At 66.1% G+C, this 22167-nt stretch carries 15 protein-coding genes; 1 reads left to right on the top strand and 14 read right to left on the bottom strand.

Going from position 1 to position 22167, the window contains the following annotated elements; all coding sequences use genetic code 11:
- Positions 1-55: 55 nt before the first annotated feature.
- The 11 genes from ICJ04_RS03400 to ICJ04_RS03350 all read right to left on the bottom strand — a co-directional run bounded on the left by ICJ04_RS03400 (position 56) and on the right by ICJ04_RS03350 (position 18049).
- Positions 56-2281: a YadA-like family protein gene (locus ICJ04_RS03400; RefSeq protein ID WP_188326153.1), complete on the bottom strand. Its 2226-nt coding sequence runs from the start codon at positions 2279-2281 to the stop codon at positions 56-58.
- A gap of 206 nt (positions 2282-2487) precedes the next feature.
- Positions 2488-6633: an ESPR-type extended signal peptide-containing protein gene (locus ICJ04_RS03395; RefSeq protein ID WP_188326152.1), complete on the bottom strand. Its 4146-nt coding sequence runs from the start codon at positions 6631-6633 to the stop codon at positions 2488-2490.
- Positions 6634-6873: 240 nt separating this feature from the next.
- Positions 6874-7296, bottom strand: coding sequence for a hypothetical protein (locus tag ICJ04_RS03390; protein WP_188326151.1), 423 nt, complete (start codon positions 7294-7296; stop codon positions 6874-6876).
- 519 nt (positions 7297-7815) lie between these two features.
- Positions 7816-9027, bottom strand: a complete 1212-nt coding sequence (locus ICJ04_RS03385; protein ID WP_188326150.1) for a D-alanyl-D-alanine carboxypeptidase family protein — start codon at positions 9025-9027, stop codon at positions 7816-7818.
- 120 nt (positions 9028-9147) lie between these two features.
- Positions 9148-10503, bottom strand: a complete 1356-nt coding sequence (locus ICJ04_RS03380; RefSeq protein ID WP_188326149.1) for a septal ring lytic transglycosylase RlpA family protein — start codon at positions 10501-10503, stop codon at positions 9148-9150.
- Positions 10500-11648, bottom strand: a complete 1149-nt coding sequence (gene mltB / locus ICJ04_RS03375) for a lytic murein transglycosylase B (RefSeq protein ID WP_188326148.1) — start codon at positions 11646-11648, stop codon at positions 10500-10502. Before mltB ends, ICJ04_RS03380 begins: the two co-directional genes overlap by 4 nt.
- Positions 11649-12178: 530 nt before the next feature.
- Positions 12179-13291, bottom strand: a complete 1113-nt coding sequence (rodA, locus tag ICJ04_RS03370; RefSeq protein ID WP_188326147.1) for a rod shape-determining protein RodA — start codon at positions 13289-13291, stop codon at positions 12179-12181.
- On the bottom strand, positions 13288-15378 hold the full coding sequence (gene mrdA, locus ICJ04_RS03365) for a penicillin-binding protein 2 (RefSeq protein ID WP_188326146.1): 2091 nt from the start codon (positions 15376-15378) through the stop codon (positions 13288-13290). The genes rodA and mrdA overlap by 4 nt, the downstream gene beginning before the upstream one ends.
- A gap of 1 nt (position 15379) precedes the next feature.
- A complete protein-coding gene (gene mreD / locus ICJ04_RS03360; RefSeq protein WP_188326145.1) occupies positions 15380-15865 on the bottom strand; it encodes a rod shape-determining protein MreD in 486 nt (161 codons plus the stop codon).
- On the bottom strand, positions 15862-16881 hold the full coding sequence (gene mreC / locus ICJ04_RS03355; protein WP_223202978.1) for a rod shape-determining protein MreC: 1020 nt from the start codon (positions 16879-16881) through the stop codon (positions 15862-15864). The genes mreD and mreC overlap by 4 nt, the downstream gene beginning before the upstream one ends.
- Before the next feature lie 121 nt (positions 16882-17002).
- Positions 17003-18049 (bottom strand): rod shape-determining protein, encoded by a 1047-nt coding sequence (locus ICJ04_RS03350; RefSeq protein WP_188326144.1) that lies wholly within the window; start codon positions 18047-18049, stop codon positions 17003-17005.
- Between the two features lie 348 nt (positions 18050-18397).
- Here ICJ04_RS03350 and ICJ04_RS03345 point away from each other — a divergent pair, with 348 nt between their 5' ends.
- On the top strand, positions 18398-19336 hold the full coding sequence (locus ICJ04_RS03345) for a carbohydrate kinase family protein (RefSeq protein WP_188326143.1): 939 nt from the start codon (positions 18398-18400) through the stop codon (positions 19334-19336).
- A gap of 194 nt (positions 19337-19530) precedes the next feature.
- Here ICJ04_RS03345 and ICJ04_RS03340 read toward each other — a convergent pair whose 3' ends face one another.
- The 3 genes from ICJ04_RS03340 to ICJ04_RS03330 all read right to left on the bottom strand — a co-directional run bounded on the left by ICJ04_RS03340 (position 19531) and on the right by ICJ04_RS03330 (position 22162).
- Positions 19531-20151: an HAD family hydrolase gene (locus ICJ04_RS03340; RefSeq protein ID WP_223202977.1), complete on the bottom strand. Its 621-nt coding sequence runs from the start codon at positions 20149-20151 to the stop codon at positions 19531-19533.
- A complete protein-coding gene (locus ICJ04_RS03335; RefSeq protein ID WP_188326142.1) occupies positions 20148-20876 on the bottom strand; it encodes a hypothetical protein in 729 nt (242 codons plus the stop codon). The genes ICJ04_RS03340 and ICJ04_RS03335 overlap by 4 nt, the downstream gene beginning before the upstream one ends.
- A 251-nt stretch (positions 20877-21127) precedes the next feature.
- Positions 21128-22162, bottom strand: a complete 1035-nt coding sequence (locus tag ICJ04_RS03330; RefSeq protein ID WP_188326141.1) for an MBL fold metallo-hydrolase — start codon at positions 22160-22162, stop codon at positions 21128-21130.
- Positions 22163-22167: the final 5 nt, after the last annotated feature.

The following is a 22167-nucleotide window of genomic DNA, read 5'->3' as shown; positions in this document are numbered from 1 at the left end:
GGCGCCGCACTCACCTGCAATCTCTTGATCGCAGGTGAGCCGGCATGCTGCGGTCTTACCAGCCAAAACCCGCACCGAAGCCGACCGACGCATCGTCTCCGCTCAATGCACCGCCCAGCGTCACCGTCGCACGATCACTCAGCGCACGCTGGTAACCCACGGACAGCGCCGATTCGCCGCCCTGGAAGCCCACACCCACGCCGACCCGATTGTCGGTGCGCACGCCGGCGGCGCTGGTGGCCATGTTGAGCATGGCCGCACTCATCGCACCCTGACGGTCAATGCGACGGTCCATGTTGCGCAGACGGCCATCCACCTCACCTCGCAGCCCTTCAAAGCTGTCGTTGAGCGCCCCCATTTTCCCATCGGTGTAGCTGTTGGCCGACGCCACGCCCTGGTCCAGCTGACGCTTGTTGACCGCATCGGTGTCGGCCGTCGCATCGGCCACGTTGGTGATCTGACGTTCGTTTCCAACACTGCCTACCGACACGGAGTTGGCCCGGTCGGCCACCGAGCCATTGCCCAGCGCCACGGAGTTGTCCGCGCTGGCAGCGGCGCCATCGCCCAGCGCGACCGCGCCCGCACCACTGGCCACTGCCCCGGTGCCGATCACTGCAGAGGGCGTCGGCGTGGCAGAGGCAGAAGCAGACGCTGCCACTTCCGCTGCCGACGCGGAGGGTGTGCGTGCTGCTGATGATCCCGCTGACGACCCCGCATCCAGCGTACCGACACGCGCCGATCCGGCACCCGCCACGCGCTGATCGATCTCGCTGACCTTGCGGTCCAGCGCACCGAGTGCGTCACCCACGTTGTGATAGGCGCTGTTCTGGATCGAATAGGTCGGTGCGACGAACGCACCCTGCAGGCCCACGCTGGCACCCCCGCCGAGCAGGCTGGCGGTATTGGTCAGTGCCTGGAACAACTGCCCACCGTTGATCGCCTGCATGCTGCCGGACGCCACCTGGCCATCGGCGAGATTGCTGATCACCGTGCCGTGCACGCCAGCCAGCTTGGCGGTAGCCAGGCTGGTGTCATCGTAGGTGAGCACAGTCAGCAGGGTGCCGCTGGTGGGATCCAGCGCACCGGCTGCCTTCAACTGGGCGATGGTGACCGCCTCATCGTCCTGCAGTCCATTGGCCAGCCCGCCAAGCCGGCGCCTGCCTGCCGTGCCGGCAATGTTGACCCGGTCACCGCCCTTGGCCGTGGCCACATCCACGCTGCCGCGCGCGGCGTCGAAGGACACCAGACCGAAATCACCGTTCTCCAGTTTGCCCACCCGCTCGTTGGTGGCGAACAGCTGCGAACCATTCACTGCATCGGTGCTGCCCGATGACAGCGCACCGGCAGCCATGTTGACGATGCGGCGCTGAAGACCGGTCCCGGCGTTGCCCACCGATACGGTGTTGGCCTGATCGGCCAGGCTGGATGCGCCCAGTGCCACACTGTTGGTGGCCAACTGGATAGACACCGTGGCGCCGGTGCCCAGTGCGAGCGATCCATCCGCCGTGACATAGCTGTCGCGACCGATAGCGACCGCGCCATTGGGGGTAATCCTGCCGAAGCCGGCCCGTGCGCCCTCGCCGATCGCGATGCCACCGGCATAGGTCACCAGGCTGTTGGCGCCGATGGCCACCGCGCCTCTGGCGTTGAACGCGGTACCGGCGTTGGCGCCGTCGCCGATCGCCACGCCGCCGGCGGCGAACGCCGTGTGTGCGCCCACCGGCGCCACGCCGTTGATCGGCGCACCGAAGGCAATGTATTCAGAACCGGTTGCGGTGCTCACTGCGGCGTTGAGCTGCCGCAGGTTCACCGCATCGGTGGCGGCAGCGCCGTCCGCCAGTCCGCTGATCCGGTGGTTGGTGAAATTGGCCGCTGAATTGAACGTGGCCGGCCCTTCGATAGCAACGCCCGCGTTGCCGCGCAGCAGCAACCGCCCGTCAGTAAATCCCTGTACGAGAGAACTGGACTGGAAGGAGCCGTTGGACCCGATGGCACCAGAGCCGTTGGCCAGGGCGAAGGAAAAGTAGCCACCACAGGCCGAGGCGCTGTTGGTGCCGGCATGCGTCCATAGCCGGCCGCTGCCACCCAGGGCGCCGTTGGGACATATCGACAGCGTGCCACCCGTGGGGACCACCTGCGCCGATGCAGCACCGGGAACAAGAGCCGCCAATGGCGACAGCGCCAACACCACACTGATGGCCAGCCGACGCTGGACACGGGACAGCTGTCGGTGTGCGCGCGATGCAACACGGGCGCCGCGGGAGGGGGAATGTTCGATCAAGGGGGCAGCCTCTGGGCGCCAGCGCACCGACCATGGACGGCGCGCTGAGGAAAAAATGGGGAGGAATGAGTATCGGGTGGTGATTTTCCGGACCCCATCGGACGGGTCCCACACTGTTCTAGAAAAAAAAAATGGCCCGCGATCCAAGGATCGCGGGCCATCACGTCACGGCAGCATCAAGCCTGCCGTGCGGTCATCGCACTTGCTTACCAGCTGAAACCGGCACCGGCCGACACGCTCTGGTCGCTGCCACTGAAGGCACCACCCAGCGAGACCGAGACGTTCTTCTTCTCGCCCAGGATGCGCTGGTAACCCACGGCCAGTGCACTGCGGCCATTCTGCGAGCCGATACCGGCACCGACGCGGTTGTCACCGTTCAGGCCTGCGGTGTTGATGGCCATACCGGCGTATGCAGCGCTGATGGCGCCCATGCGGTCGATACGCTTGTCAACGGCCTGGAAGCGGCTGTTGCTCCAGTCACGCTCGGCAGCGAAGCGGTCATCCATCTGCTTCAGGTTGACCGCATCGGTCGGACGCGTACCAGCGGCCACGTTACCGATGACGCGCTCAGCACCCGGGGCACCGACAGACACTTCGCGGTCACGGTCAGCGATGGAGCCGCTGCCGATGGCCACCGAGTCCTTGCCAGCCGCCGAGGAACCGCCGCCGATGGCGACTGCGCCGTCGCCGCCCGCTGCACCTGCACCACCCGCGGTACCGTCGCCGATCACGATCGAACCTGCACCGTCACCGGCACCGATCATGCCCTCACCCGGGACCGGATCCGGGCCCGCACCCTGGCCCGGACCACCGATCGAACCGTCGCCTACGCCACGTTCGATGCTGCCCACGCGGCCATCCAGTGCCGACCACTTCGATTCCCAATCGGCATTCATCTGGAACAGCTGGCCACCGTTGATGGCTTCCATGCTGCCGGCGCCGATCAGACCATTGCCGACATTGCCCAGCACCGTACCGCCGGTGCCGCCCAAGGTGGCACGACCCAGGCTGATGTCGTCGTAGACCACCGCACCCAGGGCGCGGCCATCGTTCGGATCGACCAGGCCGGAGGCCTTCAGCTGCGCAATGGTGGCCGCTTCATCATCGGCCACACCGTTGGCCACACCGGCCAGACGGCGAGCACCTGCACTGCCACCCACGTTGACCACCGTGCCGCCGGTGGCCGCTGCGATGCTGACATCGCCGGTGAGCGAATCCTGCTTCACCAGGCCCGCGGTGCCGTTGGACAGGTCCTGCACGACGGTGTTGAGGTTGGTGATGTCGCCTTCGTTGAGGGTAACGCGACCATCCAGATTGGTGATGTCGTTCTCGTTGATGGCCACACGGTCATTGGTCGCCTTCAGCTGCGAACCGTTCACCGCATCGGTGCTGGTGTCGGTCAGGTCGCCAGCGGCCACGCCGGTCAGCTTGCGGTCACCGCTGCTGCCGGCGAAGTTGACGGCAGCACCACCGGTGGCCTTGCCCACGGTCAGGTCTGCATCCGCACCGGCCTGCTGCACCAGACCCACGGTGCCATCGGCCAGCCCGTCCAGACGGGTGTTGATGTGGGTGATGTTGCCTTCGTTGGTCGTGGTGCGGCCATCGATGTTGGTGAGGGCGTCACCGACGTTGTTGTACTCAGTGCCAGCAGCGCCAATCTTGTAGGTCGGGCCGGTGATGGTGCCGTCCGGGTTGACGGTTGCACCGCCACCCAGGCCAGCGGTCACATCCTTCAGCTGGGCGATGTTGGCCGCATCGTTCTCGGCCATGCCGCGGTCCACGCCGCTCAGCTTGCGATCGCCAGCCATGCCAGCGACGTTGACCGTGTCGCCGGCCTTGCCTGCAGCGACGCTCACCGTGCCGGTGGAATCGTTGTAGGTCACCAGACCTTCGGTGCCGCCGATCAGGCCGTCCATGCGCGCATCCACGGCCTTGAACCCGTCACCCACGCCGGTGTAGTCAGTGCCACCGATGTTGTAGACCGGGCTGGTGATGGTGCCGTCGGGGTTGACGACAGAATTGCCACCCAGGCTGTCAGCGACGCTCTTGGCGGTGCCGTACAGCTGCGAACCATTGATCGCTTCGTTGCTGGTTGCGCTCACTTCGCCGGCGGCAACGCCGATCAGCTTGCGGCTGGCCCTAGCTTTGTTGGTGAAGTCAACGGCATCGCCGTCGGTGTCCTTGCCCACGGTCAGATTCGCACCAGGACCCGCCTGCTGCACCAGACCCACCGTGCCAGCTGCCAGGCCATCCTTCAGGCCGGAAATGTCATCGGTGTTGGTGATGACGCGCCCGTCGATGTCGGTAAGGGCATCGCCGACGTTGTTGTACTCAGTGGCCCCAGCGCCAATCTTGTAGGTCGGCGCCTGGATGGTGCCGTCCGGATTGACGGCCGAACCGCCGCCCAGGCCATTGGCCACGCTCGTGGCGGTGCCGTACAGCTGCGACCCATTGATCGCTTCCTTGCTGGCGGCATTCACCGTGCCGGCGGCAACGCCGGTCAGCGTGCGGGCATCGGTCGCATTGTTGCTGAAGTCGACCGTGTCGCCGGCCTTGCCTGCAGCGACGCTCACCGTGCCGGTGGAATCGTTGTAGGTCACCAGACCTTCGGTGCCGCCGATCAGGCCGTCCATGCGCGCATCCACGGCCTTGAACCCGTCACCCACGCCGGTGTAGTCAGTGCCACCGATGTTGTAGACCGGGCTGGTGATGGTGCCGTCGGGGTTGACGACAGAATTGCCACCCAGGCTGTCAGCGACGCTCTTGGCGGTGCCGTGCAGCTGCGAACCGTTGATGGCTTCGTTGCTGGCGGCATTCACCGTGCCGGCCTTGACGCCGCTCAGGGTGCGATCACCGTTTGTGCCGGCGAAGTCCACCGCCGTGCCGCCGGTGTCCTTGCCGACGGTCAGATCGGCAGTGCTCGAAGCCTGCTGCACCAGACCGGTTGTGCCGTTGGTGAGGTTTTCGATGGCGGTCGTGTTGCCGGCAATATTGGTCGTATTGGTCGTGGTGCGGCCATCAATGTCGGTGAGGGCGTCGCCGACGGTGTGCACCGTGTTGCCGCCAACGGTGTAGGTCGGGCCGGTGACAATGCCCGAGGCCGGGTCGATCTTCGCGCCGCCGCCCAGGCTTTCCACGACAGGCTTCAGTTGGCCCACGTTGACTGCATCGTTGTTGCCGATGCCAGCCTTGACACCGGTCAGGAAGCGCGAATCGCCGTTGCTATCACGCAGGCTGACGGCGCCACCGAGGACACCATTGCCCACGTGGATATCGCCGGTGGGGGTATCACGGGTAACCAAGCCTGCGCCGGCGGCGATGCCGTCCACGCGGGTGGTCAGATCACCCAGGTTGGTCGTGTTGCCTGCGACGCGCCCATCCAGATTGCCCAGCGCACTGCCGACGTCGTTGTAGCTGCCGTTCGTGCCGAAGTTGTAGGTCGGGCCGGTGACAACGCCGGCGGCGTCGATCTTCGCACCACCGCCGAGACCGGCGATGACCGGGGTCAGCTGGCTGACGTTGACGGCATCGGTGGCGGCGGTGCCGGCAGCCATGTTGACGACCCGGCGCTGGAGGCCTACCCCGGTCCTGCCGACAGAGATGGTGTTTTCCTGGTCAGCAACCGAGCTTGCGCCCAGCGCCACAGAGGAAACGGCCGTGGCCGACGAGTTTGCACCCAGCGCCGTGGAATGGGTGCCCGTGGCGTCAACTCTCGCGCCGTTGCCGAGCGCCGCAGCGTTCACTGCCAGCGCCTTTGATGTGTTACCCAAAGCGACTGCACCGACGCCAGTTGCGTTGGACAAGCGGCCGAAGGCGGTGGCGTATTGCGCATTCGTCGCGGCACCGCTGCCGATAGCGACCGAGGACAGGCCCAGTGCCGAAGCAGTGGCGCCGATCGCGATTTGGGAGGTGTTGGTTGGATCCCCAGCCACACCGGTGACCGCACCGTAGCCGATCGCGACCGACGAGCTGGTGTTGCCTTTCGCACTATCGCCAATAGCGACGGCTCCACCACCAGCCGCAGTTGCGGGATTAGCGCCAGCAGCGGCCCCATTCACCTTGACAAAGTCATCGGTAAGCGCCGCCTTGACGCCGATAGCGCCTGACATCGTTGTCATCGAAGACGCTGCTTCGCAACGCAGGCCGTCGGCCGAGACCGCTTCGTTCACCGCGCACTGCAGCGCAGTCGGCGAGTCAGCAGCCAGCGCGGCGCCGGCCGGCATCACCAGGGCGACGGCCATGGCGGCGGCAAGGCGGGTGCGGCTCTTCTTGCCGCGCGATGCGGTCAGCTCGGAGGCCACGGCCCACGTCCCGGTAGAAACATTGAAGATCAATTTGTAAACAGCATTCATGAGGGTTTTCCCGATGGGTGCGCGACGGGGACCGTCGTGCTGGTGACTTCGATGGCGTTACATCAGTTCCGGGTTTCCGGAATGACGCTATCGTTGTCTTTCGGGGGTTTTGACCCCATCGGTCCGGTCCTAAAACGCCGCCACGCTCCCGTTCCCTACGGATTCGTATGGGTTTCGTTAAGACAGATGATCAGGGCGTGTCCAGCCGTCCTGTCAGCCAGCAGCAGCGGGCGCTGGGACTCATACGCCAATAGCGGGGGCGTGTAGCGCGCTGGCAGCCGAATCCGCCAAACAGCGCGCAGCGTGCAGCAGACCATCGATCTCACACGCACCCAGCTGCTGATCACGCTCGGCTTCGCTGGCGGTCAGCTGGGCGGCGTGCAGCAGGCGCAGCACGCTGGTCAAGCCGTACAGGCAGCGGCTGACGCTGGCCAGATCGTCGCAACGGCCCGCGTTCAACCGACGCTCCCCCCAGGGTGATCCATTGGCGCAGCGGTCCGGCTTCATTTCCCGCAGATGGGCCAGCAGCGCCGGCTGGGCGGCTGGTGCTGCGGCCTCGGCAAGCTTGTCGGCGATGCGCTGGATGTGGGCCGGCGATAACGTGTTGGCGGCGTCGCCGATCAGGGCGTGCAGGCGTGCATTGGCGGACTGGCGCTCGAGCATGCAGGGATACCTCGCAGTGCGTGCGGGCCACCTGCCGGAGTGCAAGGTGGCGGACGGTGCGGGTTGGCATACCGGTGAGCGTTGATGTAAAGGCAAGAACAGACCGGCGGGATCCCGGGATCCCCCACGCACCGCCCGCCGCAGACGCGGAAGTCAGTGCATTTTCCCCAATGCTTTGCATGCACTGGGCCCTTTACATCAAACGACTCTATCGGGATGCCAATCCCGGCTGGTGCGGTTGCAACCAGCCTGCACAGCGTGCGGGCGCTTGGACGAAAGCGTCTATCAGGCAACCTGTAAAGAGTGCGGTAGCGCCGAGGCGTGCTCGGCGGAATTCATCCGCCAACGGCCCGCTGCGCTCGCCGACCATGGGTCGGCGCTACCGGTTACCGGGCGCCGTGGCTTGGTAGAGCCGACTTCAGTCGGCTGGGGGGAAGCAGCCGACTGAAGTCGGCTCTACCCCGGGTTAGCGCCATGGTCGACGCCGCGGCTTGACGGCCAGCGGCCGTCACTACCGAATTATTCGGATTCCCACCACATCCAGAAGCTGTCCCACAGGCGCTTGAAGAAGCCAGCTTCTTCAACAGCAGCGATCGCCACCAGCGGCGCCTGCGCGACGACCTTGCCATCCAGGGTCACCTTCAGCGTGCCGATCTGCTGGCCGGCAGTGAACGGCGCCGTCAGGCTCTTGGGCACGTCGATGCTCGGCTTCAGGTCGTTGTAGCGACCACGCGGCAGGCTCACCAGCATCGGCTGCGCAACACCCAGCTGCACGTTGTCGACCTTGCCCTTCCACACCTTGTGCTCGGCCACGACCTTGCCGGGTTCATACAGGCGGTGGGTCTCGAAGAAGCGGAAGCCCCAGTTGAGCAGGGCCAGGCTGTCATCGGCACGCTGCTTTTCCGACGCGCCGCCCAGCACCACCGCGATCAGGCGCTGGTCACCGCGCTGCGCTGAACTCATCAAGCAGTAACCGGCCGCCGAGGTGTGGCCGGTCTTGATGCCATCCACCGTGCCGTCGCGCCACAGCAGCAGGTTGCGGTTGGGCTGCTTGATGTTGCCCACGGTGAATTCCTTCACCTTGTTGTAGGCATACGTTTCCGGGTAGTCGCGCACGAAAGCGCGGCCCAGCAGGGCCAGATCGTGAGCGGTGCTGTGATGACCTTCGGCGGTCAGACCGTGCGCATTGACGAAGTGCGAGTTCTTCATGCCGATCTTGGCGGCATAGCTGTTCATCAGCGAGGCGAAGGCTTCTTCGCTGCCGGCCACGTGTTCGGCCAGGGCGATCGCGGCATCGTTGCCGGACTGGATGGCCATGCCCTTTTCCATGTCTTCCAGACGCGCCGTCTGGTTGACCGGGAAACCGCTGTAGCTGCCATCGGTGCCCGCGCCGCCCTCGCGCCAGGCGCGCTCGCTCATCATCACCTGATCGTCCGGCTTGACCTTGCCGTTCTTCACTTCGGCCGCGACGACATAGCTGGTCATCACCTTGGTGATGCTGGCCGGCGCCAACTGCGCGTCGACGTTCTCACCGGCGAGGATCTGGCCGGAGGCGTAATCCATCAGGATCCAGGCCTTGGACACGCTGGGCACCGGTGCGGGCGGCGTGGCGACGGTAGTCGGCGCAGTGGCCGCTGCCGGAGCAGCCGGCGTCGGCAGCGCGGTCTGGGCATGGGCCAGACCGACCACCAGGGTGGCGGCCAGCGCGGTGGCAGCGAAACGGAATTTCATGGGACTGCAGACTCCTGGAGCGGCCGGAATACGGCTGGATAGGCGAGATGGTGAACGCGAACGCCATTGTAGGCGGTCACGGCATGGGCGCGGCAGGCGGCGGTCGCCTGCCGCTGCCGATCATTCCTTGACGATCTGCGGTGCGCCGAAACCCAGACCGGCGATGCGGCCAGCGAGTTCCGTGGCATTGGCGTGATCGTTGGCGGGTACGCGCAGGCGCCAGAGCGTGCGGCCCCCGGCGGCAATGTCGCTGATGGTCGCGCCGACGATGCCGGCGGCGGTGAGCTGGCCCTGGGCGCGGGTGGCGTTGTCACGGCTGGCGAAACTGGCGACCTGCAGCAGAACGTTGCCCAGCACCTGCTGGGACAGCGTGGCGGTTGCGCTGGTCGGCTTGGTTCCGGCGGATGGGTCAGGTTGACGGGCGGCGGCCGTGACTGCCGCTGAGGGGGCTCTGTCGGGTTGACGGCTGGCGACCGTCGCGACCGGGGTAGTCGGTTTGCCGGTAGCGACGCGCACGTTGTTGTCGCGCATCCAGCGGTCGAAATTGTCGGCCGATCCGGGTTTCGCACTGTCGGCAACGCGGTAGCGGTAGGCCTCCGGGCCGGTCGGCGGCTTGCCGGCGACGGCCGCGGTGCGCGGTGCGGGCGCCGCGATGGCGGCGGCAACAGGGGCCGACGCCGGTGGCAGACGGTTGACCAGGCTGTCGATGGCCGACGGTGCTGCATCAGCGGCAGCAACCATCGTGGTGGCGCGACGCTCGGCACGGGTGGGCTTGGCGCTGGCCAACAGGTTGCCCTCACCCGGCTGCAGCGCACTGACCTCCACATTGCCCGTGCCGCGCTGGGTGATGCCCAATCGCACGGCTGCGGCATAGCTCAGGTCGATGACCCGGCCGTCGTGGAACGGGCCGCGGTCGTTCACCCGCACGATCACCGACTCGCCGTTGTCCAGGTTCGTCACGCGCGCGAAGCTGGGCAGCGGCAACGTCTTGTGGGCAGCGGTGAACTGGTACATGTCGTAGACCTCCCGGTTGGAGGTCAGGCGGCCATGGAACTTGGCACCGTAGTAAGAAGCCGTGCCTTTTTCCGCATAGCCCTTGGTGCTGTCCATCACCTTGTACTGCTTGCCCAGCACTTCATACGGCGTCTTGTTGCCGATCGGCGAGCGCGCCAGATCCTGCACTTCCGGCTCAGGGATGCAGGCTACGTTGGGAATGTACGTCGGGGTGGTGTCTTTCACCCCCGGCTTGTACAGACCGCCGGCGGTGTAGTTTCCGCGCGTGGCCAGGTCTTCCGCTGCCGCTGCATATGGCGAGCCATCAGGGCAGTGGGCCGGTCGGGTGCTGCCCTTGCCCTGCACGACGGTGCCGGGTGGCTTGCCCGGACCAATGGCGGTTCCGCCGGGTTTCTTGGGCGCGCTGCTGCATGCGGCCAGCGCAAGGATCAACGCTCCGGGGACCCACCATCTGATGTTCATGCCGGCGGCAACTCCTTTCCTGCGATGGCCTGCGACAGCTGGAATACCGCCATCGCGTACATTTTGGAGATGTTGTAACGGGTGATGGCGTAATAGTTCTGGAAGCCCAGCCAGTACTGCTTGCCGGTGCTGCCTTCAAGCGTGATCGGCGTGGCGGTCGCGCCCGGCTGCACCGCGCCGACCGGCTGATAACCGCGCGCGGCCAGATCCTGCAGCGACCAGGTGGGCTTCCACTCGGTCGGATTGAACTCTTCGCGGCCGGTGGCCAGCGTAGCCGGCACCGCTACCTGCCCGCCGCGCACCCAGCCGCCCTTCTTGACGAAGTAATTGGCGATGGACGAGAACACGTCGTCGTAGCTGTTGAACAGGTCACGGCGACCATCGCCGTTGCCGTCCACTGCGTAATCCAGATAGCTGGACGGCATGAACTGGCCCATGCCCATGGCACCGGCATAACTGCCTTTCAGCGTGGTGATGTCGAGCTTTTCATCACGTGCGAGAACGAACGCCTTGGCCAATTCGTCGCGGAAGAACAGTTCGCGCCGCACCTCGCGTTCGAGCTTGGCGGGATCGCCGCTGCGCGGGTAATAGAAAGCCAGTGTGTAGAGCGCATCCAGAACCCGGTGGTTGCCGGCGTTGCCGCCATAGCTGGTTTCCACGCCGATGATGGCCACGATCACCTCGGCCGGCACGCCCGTGCGCTGCTGCACGCGCATCAGCTCATCCCGATGTTCGGCCAGGAATTTTTTTCCGCCGTCGATGCGTGCCTGGCTGATGAAGATCGGCCGGTACTCGTTCCACGGCTTGACCCGTTCTGCCGGACGCGACATCGCCGCGATGATCGGCGGACGCACCTGCGCCTGGTCGAGCACGCTGGCGATATAGGCAGGATCAAGTTTGTGCGCGGCAGCGGTATCGCGGATGAAATTGGCGCGCGCGACGTCGAACGGGACGGGCGTCAGGTCAACCGGCGGTGCGGTAGCCGCAGCGGCCTCGGGCGCGGCTTCTGCCGGTCCCTTGGTGTGTCCGCTGGCCGGTTTATGCGGCGCAACGGTGGCCTGCGAAGGCGATGGAGGACTCGACGGCTGAGTCGCGCAAGCGACCAGGCCGAGGGTGAGCATGCAGGCCAGAGTACGTCGGATCATCGCCGCAGGTTAGCAGGTCATGGATGAAATAAAACCCCTAAGACCATGAATAGCAAAGGATTGATTAAGTGAGTCAACCTTTGTAAATCCTGCGTGAAAAAAGCAGTGACAACAAACCGGTTGCGCCCCCATCCCCCTACGGGCGCAACCGGCCTGCCGGACCATGCGATTGGGCCGCCTGCATCTCCCCAGAGCAGGTGGCTAACGTGCGGTCTTGCTGCTCCTGTCCGCAGGTCGGCGGTAGATGAACGCGCCCTGCATGACAGGCCGCCATTGTGCAGCGGGTTTGCGACAAAACCATTGATCAAAATCAAAAAATCGTTAAGAAGTGTGATCTAGAGCACATTTGATGTGTGAAATCTTCACGACGTCTTTCTGGGGTAGAGCCGACTTCAGTCGGCTGCGCTTAAGGCGCTCGGCCTGGTAGAGCCGACTTCAGTCGGCTGCACTTCACGCGCCCGGCCTGGTAGAGCCGACTTCAGTCGGCTGCGCTTCACGCGCGTGGTGAGGCAAGCCGACTGAAGTCGGCTCTACCGGTAGCCGCCGTGGACCGGGTTGTGGCTGCGTACGGCCATCACCAGACCGAAGCCTGCCAGCAGGGATACCGCCGAGGTGCCGCCGTAGCTGATCAGGGGCATCGGGACGCCCACCACGGGCAACAGGCCGGAAATCATGCCGCCGTTGACCAGCACGTAGACGAAGAAGGCCAGGCCGGTGGCGCCGGCCAGCAGGCGCGAGTACGAATCCCGCGACTGCCCGGCGATCCACAGGCAACGCCCGATCACCACCAGATACAGCGCCAGCACCAGCGCGACGCCCATCCAGCCGAACTCTTCGCTCAGCACCGAAAATGCGAAGTCCGTCGTCTGCTCCGGGATGAAGTTCAGGTGCGACTGCGAGCCCTGGCCCCAGCCCTTGCCCTCCAGGCCGCCCGATCCAATGGCGATCTTCGACTGGATGATGTTCCAGCCCGCGCCCAGCGCATCCATCTCAGGGTCGAGGAACATCATGATGCGGTCCTTCTGGTACGGCATCAGCAGCCAGAACCAGGCGACCGGTGCGACCGCGGCGATGCCGCCCACGCCCAGCCCGACCCACCACCACGGCAGGCCGGCCAGCAGCAGCACGAACACGCCGCTGGCGGCGATCAGCACGGCGGTGCCGAAGTCCGGCTGCAGCATCACCGCCGCCGTCGGGGCGCCGATGATCAGCAGGCTGACCAGCACCGTCGTGAAACGGGGCGGCAACGGCATGCGGTGCAGGTACCAGGCCACCATCATCGGCAGGCTGACCTTCAGCAGTTCGGCCGGCTGAAGGTAGAAGAGCTTGAGGTCCAGCCATTGCCGGCCGTACTTGCCGGTACCGATCGCGAACACCGCCAGCAGCGGGATCATCGAAATGGCGTAGATCATCGGCGTCACCGAGCGGATGCGCAGTATCGGCACGCGTGATATGCCCCACATGGCCGCCAGGCCAACGGCGAAGCGTGCGCCCTGGGCGAAGACCAGCCCGTCGCCACCCGCGCTTTTCAGCGTGGCGAGACCGATCAGCATCAGGGCGCCCAAGGCGGCACACAGCATCCAGTCCAGCGTGCTGAAGAAGCGCACCAGCATGTCGCCGGCCCAGCGCAGGAAATCCTTCATCGGGCGGGCTCCGAGGGGGGGATCCGCCGAGCATGGCTCGGCGCTACCGGGGTGGCGGGTTCAGTCGGTAGCGCCGCGCCATGCTCGGCGGGCACTGCCTGCGGGGACGGCAGACCGACCTGCACCGGCAAATCACCGGCCGCCAGCGCTGCGGCTTCTCCGTTCGCGCGCGCGGCGTTGTCTTCGTTATCGAACACGGTGCCGCCGAATGCCACGCTGCCACGCTCTACATCCAGCGGCAGCACGCCCTCCGGCATCTTGCCCAGCAGCCACGCATCAAAGACCTTGCGCGCGATCGGGGCCGCCGCCGAGCCGCCGTAGCCGCCGCCCTCCACCGCCACGGCGATGGCGATCACCGGATTGTCGGCCGGCGCGAAGCCGACGAACAAGGAGCGGTGGCGCAGGTGCAGTGGCAGGCTGCGCGGATCCACGGCGGCGGTGCCCTTGCGGCTGATCACCTGCGCGGTGCCGGTCTTGCCCGCCATCACATACGACGCGCCGGCCGCCATGCGCGCGCCACTGCCACCCGGCTGCATGGTGGCCATCATGCCTTCGCGCACGGCCTGCACGTTGTTCGGATTCGGGCTGATCGGTTTGGTTTCGCTGGGCGGCGTGATGGTCCAGTCACTATCGAATCCATCGCGCTGCTGCATCACCAGGTGCGGCGTGCGCAGCTGGCCGCTGGCGATGCCGCTTACCCCGTGCGCCAGTTGCAGCGGCGTCACCTTCCAGTCGCCCTGGCCGATGCTGACGTTCACCGTGTCGCCGGGGTACCAGCGCTCTTTGCGCGATTTCATCTTGTACGCCGGCGACGGCAGGATGCCCCCGATCTCGCCGGTCAGGTCGATGCCGGTCGGTGCCCCGAAGCCGTAATAGCCCATGTAGTGGTCGAAGCGCTCGATACCGAGGTCCAGCGCCAAGCGGTAGTAGTACGTGTTGACCGACTGTGCGATGGACTTGCGCAGATCGGTCCAGCCATGGCCACCGCGGTTGGCGTCGCCCCAGCCGCGACTGGTGCCGGGCAGGTAGAACATGCCGGTCGACAGCACTTTGTCTTCCGGCCGGCGCACGCCGGCATCCAGCCCGGCCAGTGCGATCAACGGCTTCAGCGTGGAGCCCGGTGCCACACCGCCCAGCACCAGCCGGTTGAACTGCGGGCGTGAGGGGTTGTCGTTGAGCGCGCGGAAGTCGGCGTGCGATATCCCGTTGACGAACAGATTGGCGTCATACGAAGGCAGGCTGACCATCGCCAGCACTTCGCCGGTACGCGGGTCCATCGCCACCGCCGCGCCTTCCTGCACGCCGAAGGCAGCCACCATGGCCCGCTGCAGGTCGGCATCGATGGACAGCCGCAGGTCGGTGCCCGACTGGGCGGCCACGCGGCCGACCGTACGGATCGCCCGCCCCTGCACATTGGTTTCCACCTGTTCGTAGCCGACCTTGCCGCGCAGCTGCTGTTCGTAATAACGCTCCAGCCCGGACTTGCCGATATGGGTCAGCGCGGCATTGCCCTCGCCGAGCATTTCCAGGTCTTTGTCATCCACCCGCCCCACATAGCCGATCACATGCGCGAACAGGTCGCCAAAGGGATAGCGGCGGGTCAGGTAGGGCTCCAGCTCGACCCCGGGGAAGCGCCAGCGGTCCACCGCGAAGCGCGCCATTTCTTCTTCGCTGACGCGCAGCTTCAGGGTCACCGGCAGGAAGCTGCGACGCGCCCTGCGCGAACGGTTGAAGGCCTCGATTTCCTCCTCGCTCAGCGGGAAGATTTTCGCCAGCCCGGCCAGGGTGGCGTCCATGTCCTTGACCTTGTCCGGGGTGACGTCCAGACGGAAGGCCGGCACGTTCTCGGCCAGCAGGCGGCCGTTGCGGTCGTAGATCATGCCGCGACCGGGCACCACCGGACGGGGCTTGATGCGATTGGCATCCGAGCGCGTGGTGTAGATCTCGTGGTCCAGCACCTGCAGCTTGAAATACCACGCGCCCAGCCCGCCCAGGCACAGCACCACGGCCAGGAAACCGAGCACCGCGCGACGGCGGAACTGCTCGGCCTCGGCGTGCAGATTCTTGACCGGGCGGCGGGTGCTCATGTCAGCGCCCGCGCCGTCCGAATCGCACGGCGTCCAGCAGCACGAACACCAGCGGCCACAACGCCATGCCCAGCAACGGGGCCCACCAATAGGCCCACGGCAGGGTCGGCTCGCCGACCACGATGTGCACCACGGCGCTGACGATGCGGTCGTTGAACAGCAGGCCGCCGATGGCGAGGATCTGCTGCGACATCGGGAAGAACCGGATGCGCGCACGGAAGCGTTGCAGGATGAAAGCCAGGATCACCAGGCGCAGCGCCTGCTCGCCCAGCACGCCGCCATAGAGGAAATCGGCGACGACGCCGCTGGCGAAGGCTACGCCCAGCCCGACCCGTTCAGGGGCTTCAATGACCCAGTAAGCCAGCACCAGGGCCAGCCAATAAGGGCGCAATGGCTGCAGGAACGGTGGCAACGGCAGCAACCCCAGCATCAGGGCGGCGATCACGCTGACCGGCAGCACCCAGCGGTTGTCGCGCAGGCGGCTCACGGGCGTGTCTCCGTCGTGGGGGCGGTCGGCGGTGGCGATGCGTTGCCTGGTAGTGACGGCCGCTGGCCGTCAGCCGTCGTGGCTGCGTCGGGGGGTGCCCGCCGAGCATGGCTCGGCGCTACCGAAGCCGCGTCCGCGTTGACCGGGGGCGTCGGCGTCGGCGTTGGCGGGATGCGGATCGGCGAACCGGGCCGCAGCAGCAGCACGTCGCGGCCGCGATCCAGCGCGGCGGCCGGCTTCAGTTCACCCACCAGGAAGGCGTGGGTGTCGTCCGGGCGCAGCGCCGCGATGGTGCCGACCGGGAATCCCACCGGGAACCGTCCGCCCAGTCCAGAAGTGACGATCTCATCGCCCACTTCCACCCCGGCACTCAGCGGAATGTCACGCAGCTCCAGCGTGTCGCCACGGCCATAGACGATCAGCCGCACGCCGTTGCGCGCCACCGTCACCGGCACCGCGTGGTCCGGGTCGGTCAGCAGCAGCACGGTGGAGGTGCTGCCGGTCACGCTGATCACCTGCCCCATCAGGCCGCCGGCATCGATCACCGCCTGACCTACGTGCACGCCCTCACGGGTGCCAGCCGCCAGTACCAGGCGCTGTTTCACCGGGTCCAGGTCGATATCCAGGATCGGCGCCAGCTGCACATCCAGCCCGCTGCGCTCGGCGACGTTCAACAGTTCGCGCAACTGCGCGTTGTCCAGGGCAGCGGTCTGCAGCCGGGTGAGCCGCGCATTCGCCACCAGCAGGCTGTTGCGCAGCTGCCGGTTCTCCGCCACCAGCTGACCATGGCTGGCCGCATTGTCGCGCACCTGGTTGCCCAGCCGCCCGGGCAGGCCCGCCAGGTTCCACGCCGGCTGCACCAGCACATTGGCCTGCTCGCGCAGGCGCGCCAGCCAGCCCGCCTGGTCGTCCAGCACGATCAGGGTGATCGCCAGCACGAGGTAGGTGAGCAGCCGCAGCGGGCTCGCGGCATCGCCGGAGCGGGAAGCAATGGGGGGTCCGGCGTAGGGCGGCACGATGCAGCTTCAGCAGAAAAGAATCGGGAAGGAAACACGACGGCGCCCCGCCGGTGCCGGTCTGCCATGCAGGCAGGCCGCACGCCGGAAGGGCGCGGCGCTCACGACAAGCCGGCCGGGCTTACTCCGGCGCAAAGAACTCGTTGCCGTGCATGTCCACCAGCTCCAGCGCGCGGCCGCCACCGCGGGCCACGCAGGTCAGCGGATCATCGGCCACCTGCACGTGCAGGCCGGTTTCTTCGGAGATCAGGCGATCCATGTCGCGCAGCAACGCGCCACCACCGGTGAGCACGATGCCGCGCTCGGCGACGTCGGCGCACAGCTCCGGCGGCGTCTGCTCCAGCGCCAGCTTGACCGCGCTGACGATGCCCGACAGCGGCTCGTGCAGCGCTTCAAGCACCTCGTTGGAGGTGATCTTGATCATCTTCGGCACGCCCTCGGCGAGGTTGCGGCCGGAGATTTCCATCTCGATCACTTCCGCCTGCGGGTAGGCGCAGCCCAGCTCCACCTTGATGCGCTCGGCGGTGGCTTCACCGATCAGCATGCCGTGGTTACGGCGCACGTAATTGGTGATGGACTCATCGAAGCGGTCGCCGCCGATACGGACCGAGGCCGAGTAGACGATGCCGTTCAGCGAGATCACGGCGACTTCGGTGGTGCCGCCGCCGATGTCGATGACCATCGAACCCCGCGCTTCGGTCACCGGCATGCCGGCGCCGATCGCGGCCGCCATCGGCTCTTCGATCAGGAACACATCACGCGCACCGGCCTCTTCGGCCGATTCCTTGATGGCGCGACGCTCCACCTGGGTGGAGCCGGCCGGCACGCACACCAGCACGCGCGGGCTCGGGCGCAGGAAGCGCGACTTGTGCACCTTCTTGATGAAGTGTTTGAGCATCGCCTCGGTGTAGGTGAAATCGGCGATGACGCCGTCCTTCATCGGGCGGATGGTGGTGATGTGGCCCGGCGTACGGCCCAGCATCTGCTTGGCCTCGGTGCCCACTGCGGCCACCGATCGGGTGCCTCCGATGGCACGGTCCTGGCGCACGGCGACCACGGACGGCTCGTTCAGCACGATTCCCTGCCCGCGCACGTAGATGAGGGTATTGGCCGTGCCCAGATCGATGGACAGGTCATTGGAGAACATGCCGCGGAGTTTCTTGAACATCGAGGAAGTGATCCTGAGGAGGTGCGCTGCCTCTGCCTGGAGTGGCGGAATATGGGCAGAAATCGAGACGTGCAAGCCTAGCAACCCGCCCCCCTGCGAGCAAGGACATATCCAGCTGAACCCGCGTATTCAGAGGCTTTCGGCTGGATTGGTACAGGTTTGGCAACCATCGTACTCCTCGCCGCCGCCGCGTGGTGCCACAGCGGACGACAGCGCGCCCCGCACCGTCCGGCGCTACCCTTACGCCGCTCCAGCCGGTAACCTTTGCGCCGTCGGGCGCCCACGGGCGCCGTTTGCCTGCCCGCCCTGCGGCACGCACTCCACCCATTCCCGCATAGGCTTACATCGATGTCCGCTTTGATCTGTGGTTCTCTTGCCTTCGACACCATCATGGTGTTCCCGGACCAGTTCAAGAATCACATCCTGCCGGACAAGGTGCACATCCTGAATGTGTCGTTCCTGGTGCCGCGCATGCGCCGCGAGTTCGGCGGCTGCGCCGGCAACATCGCCTACAACCTGCACCTGCTGGGCGGCGAGCCGATCCCGATGGGCACGGTGGGCACCGATTTCGGCCCCTATCGTGAACATTTCGATGCACTGGGCATCGACCTGTCCCGGGTACGCGTGATCGACGAGCTGTTCACCCCGCAGGCTTTCATCACCACCGACCACGACAACAACCAGATCACCGCCTTCCATCCCGGCGCGATGATGCGTTCGTATGAAAACCATGTGCGCGACGTGCCGGGCGTCAGCCTGGGCCTGGTCGGCCCGGATGGCCGCGAAGGCATGATCCAGAACGCGCTGGAGTTCCACGAAGACGGCGTGCCCTTCATCTTCGATCCCGGCCAGGCCATGCCGCTGTTCAACGGTCCGGAGCTGCGCACGTTCATCGAGCAGGCGGATTACGTGGTGGTCAACGATTACGAGTCGAACCTGCTGCAGGAACGCACCGGCTGGGACGAGAAGGAAATCGTCAGCCGCGTACAGGCCTACATCACCACGCGCGGCCCCAAGGGTGCGGTCATCCACACCCCTGAAAAGAGCTACGACATCCCGCCTGCGCACGAGCGCCGCGTAGTGGACCCGACCGGTTGCGGCGACGCCTTCCGTGCCGGCCTGATCTACGGCATCCAGAAGGGTTTCGACTGGCTGACCATCGGCCGCATGGGCAACCTGATGGGCGCGCTGAAGGTGGAGCACCCGGGCACGCAGAACCAGCGTTTCACCTTCGACGAGTTCAACGAGCAGTTCAAGCAGCAGTTCGGTTACGCACTGAACGTCTGACGCCGAGGGGCGCTGCGCCGCATTCGCCGGGTAGCGCCGAGCCATGCTCGGCGAGCGCAGCGGCAGCCCCACCACCGTTCCCCAGGTAGAGCCGACTTCAGTCGGCTACCAGCAATCACGAACCCCCAAGGTAGAGCCGACTTCAGTCGGCTGACAGCAATCGCGAACCGCAGCCGACTGAAGTCGGCTCTACCTCACCGCCACGCCGACTGCAGCGCCGCGCAGTCCGCGAAACGCCAGTCTGCCATCCCAGGCCATGGGTCACCCGGTGTATTGACCAGCACCGTCTGCGTGCCCGCAGCACGTCCCGCCGCCAGGTCCATGCGGTGATCCCCCACCATCGCCACCTGTGCCGCTTCGACACCCCAGCGCTGCAGGTGATACACGATGCCGGCCGGCGACGGCTTGGGGTCGGCCTCATCGCGACCGATGATGTGATCATCGGCGAACAGATCGGCCACCCCGATCGCTTCCAATGTCAGCTTGGCCACCGCATGATCATTCCGGGTCAGGATGCCAAGCTCGCAGCCACGCCCATGCAGCGCGCGCAGTAACGCCACCGCGCCGATGGCCGCCTGCGCGCCCAGCGCCAGCTCACGCTCATGATCGAAAAGCCAGGCGCGCTTGGCCCGCTCATCCTCGTCGGGCAGTGCAACCAGATGCTCGATGATGTCTTCATGCGCGGCTATGTCCAGCGCGCGCTTGATGGCGGCGAAATCGTGCACGGCCACGGTCAGCGTGCCGTCCAGGTCGAATATCCAATGACGCACGCCCGAAAGAACGGCATAGCTGGCCGGCGGCATCGGCTGCATCATTTCCACGGCATCTGGCTCGCATCCAGGCCGCCGGTTTCAAAGACGGCCGTGCGCGTACCACCGGCCTTCACCGGGAACTCGATGCTGATTGCCTTGGCCTGACGCGCCAGCTTCCACAGCGCGGCGTTGTCGGTGATGAACATGGCGATTGCCTCATCGGTGTCCGGACGCCATGCGGCCATCGCGCGCGGGGTTCCACCGTCCACGCTGACCTGCACCTTGCAGCCGCCGGGGCAACGGAAATCACCGGCCTGCAGCACCAGGTACGCGTGCCGCTTCCACTCCGGATGATCGCGGAAGACCAACTGCACCGGCTTGGGGCCACTTCCGTCGACGTCGACGCGCTCCTTGCCGTAGATCGATGCGGACCGCTGCGTTCCCTTGGTGCCAACGGGAATCTGGTTGTACTGCCACAGCGCCTGCATCCGGCGCAGGTCGCGCGCTTCGTCGGCCTTGGCCTTCACGTCAGCGAATCCCGCTTCGATGCGAGCAGCCGCGGCCGTTCCTTTGTAGACATCCAGCAATGACCCGCCGTGGATGCGTGCCCGCTCCCATTCCTGCGCTGCCACGGCGGTGTCGTACTGCTTGGCGACCTCGTCGGCCTTGGTTTCCTTCTGCGCCTGGGCGGCGGCGGCCGCCGCCTGCTGCGCCTGGCGCTCGGCCTCCGGGTCGCTACAGGCGACCAGCGCCAGCGCGCAGGTGGCAACGAGAATCAGGTGTTTCATGCAGGCTCCGCGTGTGGTCGTTGAACCCCTACTGTAGAGCCGACTTCAGTCGGCTGCATCTCCTGCCGTGGTAGAGCCGACTTCAGTCGGCTGCAGGCAAGCCGACTGAAGTCGGCTCTACCGGTCGAACGATCCACCGATCCACCGTCGAACGATCCGCCGATCCACCCGTCGAGCGATCCGCCGATCCACCCGTCGAGCGATCCACCGGTCCAACGATCCCCCTGGCCACCTACCCGTTCCCTGCCGCGTTACCGCACTTGTCGCCACCACTGGGTGGATGGCGCCGGTGCACCGATATCCAACCGCTCGCCCATCTGCGGTGCCGTCAGCACCACGCCCTGTTCCTGCGCCAACGCGGTGATGCGCTCGAAGGGTTCCGTCCACGGATGCAGCGCCAGGTCGAAGGTGCCGTTGTGGATCGGCATCATCACCTTGCCGCGGACATCCAGATGCGCCTGCAGGCTCTGTTCGGGCTGCATGTGCACGTCGGCCCAGTCGGCGTCGTAAGCGCCGGTCTCGACGAGCGTCAGGTCGAACGGACCGTACCGCTCGCCGATCTGGGCGAAGCCGTCGAAGTAGCCGCTGTCACCACTGAAGAAAATGCGCTTGCGTCCACTGTCGATCACCCACGACGCCCACAACGTGCGGTTGCCATCGGACACGCCACGACCGGAGAAATGCTGTGCCGGCGTGGCAGCGATCTTCAGACCGTGCACCTGCGTCTCCTGCCACCAGTCCAGCTGCTGGATCTTGTCGGCGGGCACGCCCCACGCCCGCAATCGATCCCCCACACCCAGCGCGGTGATGAAGTGGTCGACCTTCGGCGCCAGCGCACGGATGGCATCGTGGTCCAGGTGGTCGTAGTGGTCATGGGAAATGATCACGCCGGTCAGCGGCGGCAGCGCTTCAATATCAAGCGGTGGCGCATGGAAGCGCTTGGGCCCCATGAACGACATCGGCGAGGCGCGCTCTGAAAAAACCGGGTCGGTCAGCCAGAAATGACCATCCAGCTTCATCAGCACGGTGGAGTGTCCCAGCCTCCACAGACTGTCGTCCGGCGCGTCCAGCAGGTCCTGGCGGGTCAACGCATGCACCGGAATCGGCGCGGGCGGGGTGGCATCCTTGGGCTTGTCCACCATGAAGCGCCAGAGCACCCCCAAGGTGCCGACAAATCCCAGCGACGACTTGCCCGCAGGATTGTGGAAGCGTCCATCCTGGTACTGGGGAGATTCTTCGTAGGAAGCGGCAGGACGCGCGCCGCAGGTCAGCAGGCCAAGTGTCATGGCGA

It is taken from the genome of Stenotrophomonas sp. 169 (assembly GCF_014621775.1).
Classification (GTDB): domain Bacteria; phylum Pseudomonadota; class Gammaproteobacteria; order Xanthomonadales; family Xanthomonadaceae; genus Stenotrophomonas.
The sequence above is the reverse complement of the archived record's forward strand: the minus strand, read 5'-3'. Positions and strand labels throughout refer to the sequence as shown.

Bases quoted from the DNA above. Each gene is read 5' to 3' on its own strand.
- ICJ04_RS03380 (WP_188326149.1), bottom strand. From the start codon at position 10,503: ATGAACATCAGATGGTGGGTCCCCGGAGCGTTGATCCTTGCGCTGGCC.
- ICJ04_RS03340 (WP_223202977.1), bottom strand. From the start codon at position 20,151: ATGATGCAGCCGATGCCGCCGGCCAGCTATGCCGTTCTTTCGGGCGTG.
- ICJ04_RS03345 (WP_188326143.1), top strand. From the start codon at position 18,398: ATGTCCGCTTTGATCTGTGGTTCTCTTGCCTTCGACACCATCATGGTG.
- ICJ04_RS03335 (WP_188326142.1), bottom strand. From the start codon at position 20,876: ATGAAACACCTGATTCTCGTTGCCACCTGCGCGCTGGCGCTGGTCGCC.
- mltB (WP_188326148.1), bottom strand. From the start codon at position 11,648: ATGATCCGACGTACTCTGGCCTGCATGCTCACCCTCGGCCTGGTCGCT.
- ICJ04_RS03330 (WP_188326141.1), bottom strand. From the start codon at position 22,162: ATGACACTTGGCCTGCTGACCTGCGGCGCGCGTCCTGCCGCTTCCTAC.
- ICJ04_RS03390 (WP_188326151.1), bottom strand. From the start codon at position 7,296: ATGCTCGAGCGCCAGTCCGCCAATGCACGCCTGCACGCCCTGATCGGC.
- ICJ04_RS03395 (WP_188326152.1), bottom strand. From the start codon at position 6,633: ATGAATGCTGTTTACAAATTGATCTTCAATGTTTCTACCGGGACGTGG.
- ICJ04_RS03350 (WP_188326144.1), bottom strand. From the start codon at position 18,049: ATGTTCAAGAAACTCCGCGGCATGTTCTCCAATGACCTGTCCATCGAT.
- ICJ04_RS03385 (WP_188326150.1), bottom strand. From the start codon at position 9,027: ATGAAATTCCGTTTCGCTGCCACCGCGCTGGCCGCCACCCTGGTGGTC.
- mrdA (WP_188326146.1), bottom strand. From the start codon at position 15,378: ATGAGCACCCGCCGCCCGGTCAAGAATCTGCACGCCGAGGCCGAGCAG.
- rodA (WP_188326147.1), bottom strand. From the start codon at position 13,291: ATGAAGGATTTCCTGCGCTGGGCCGGCGACATGCTGGTGCGCTTCTTC.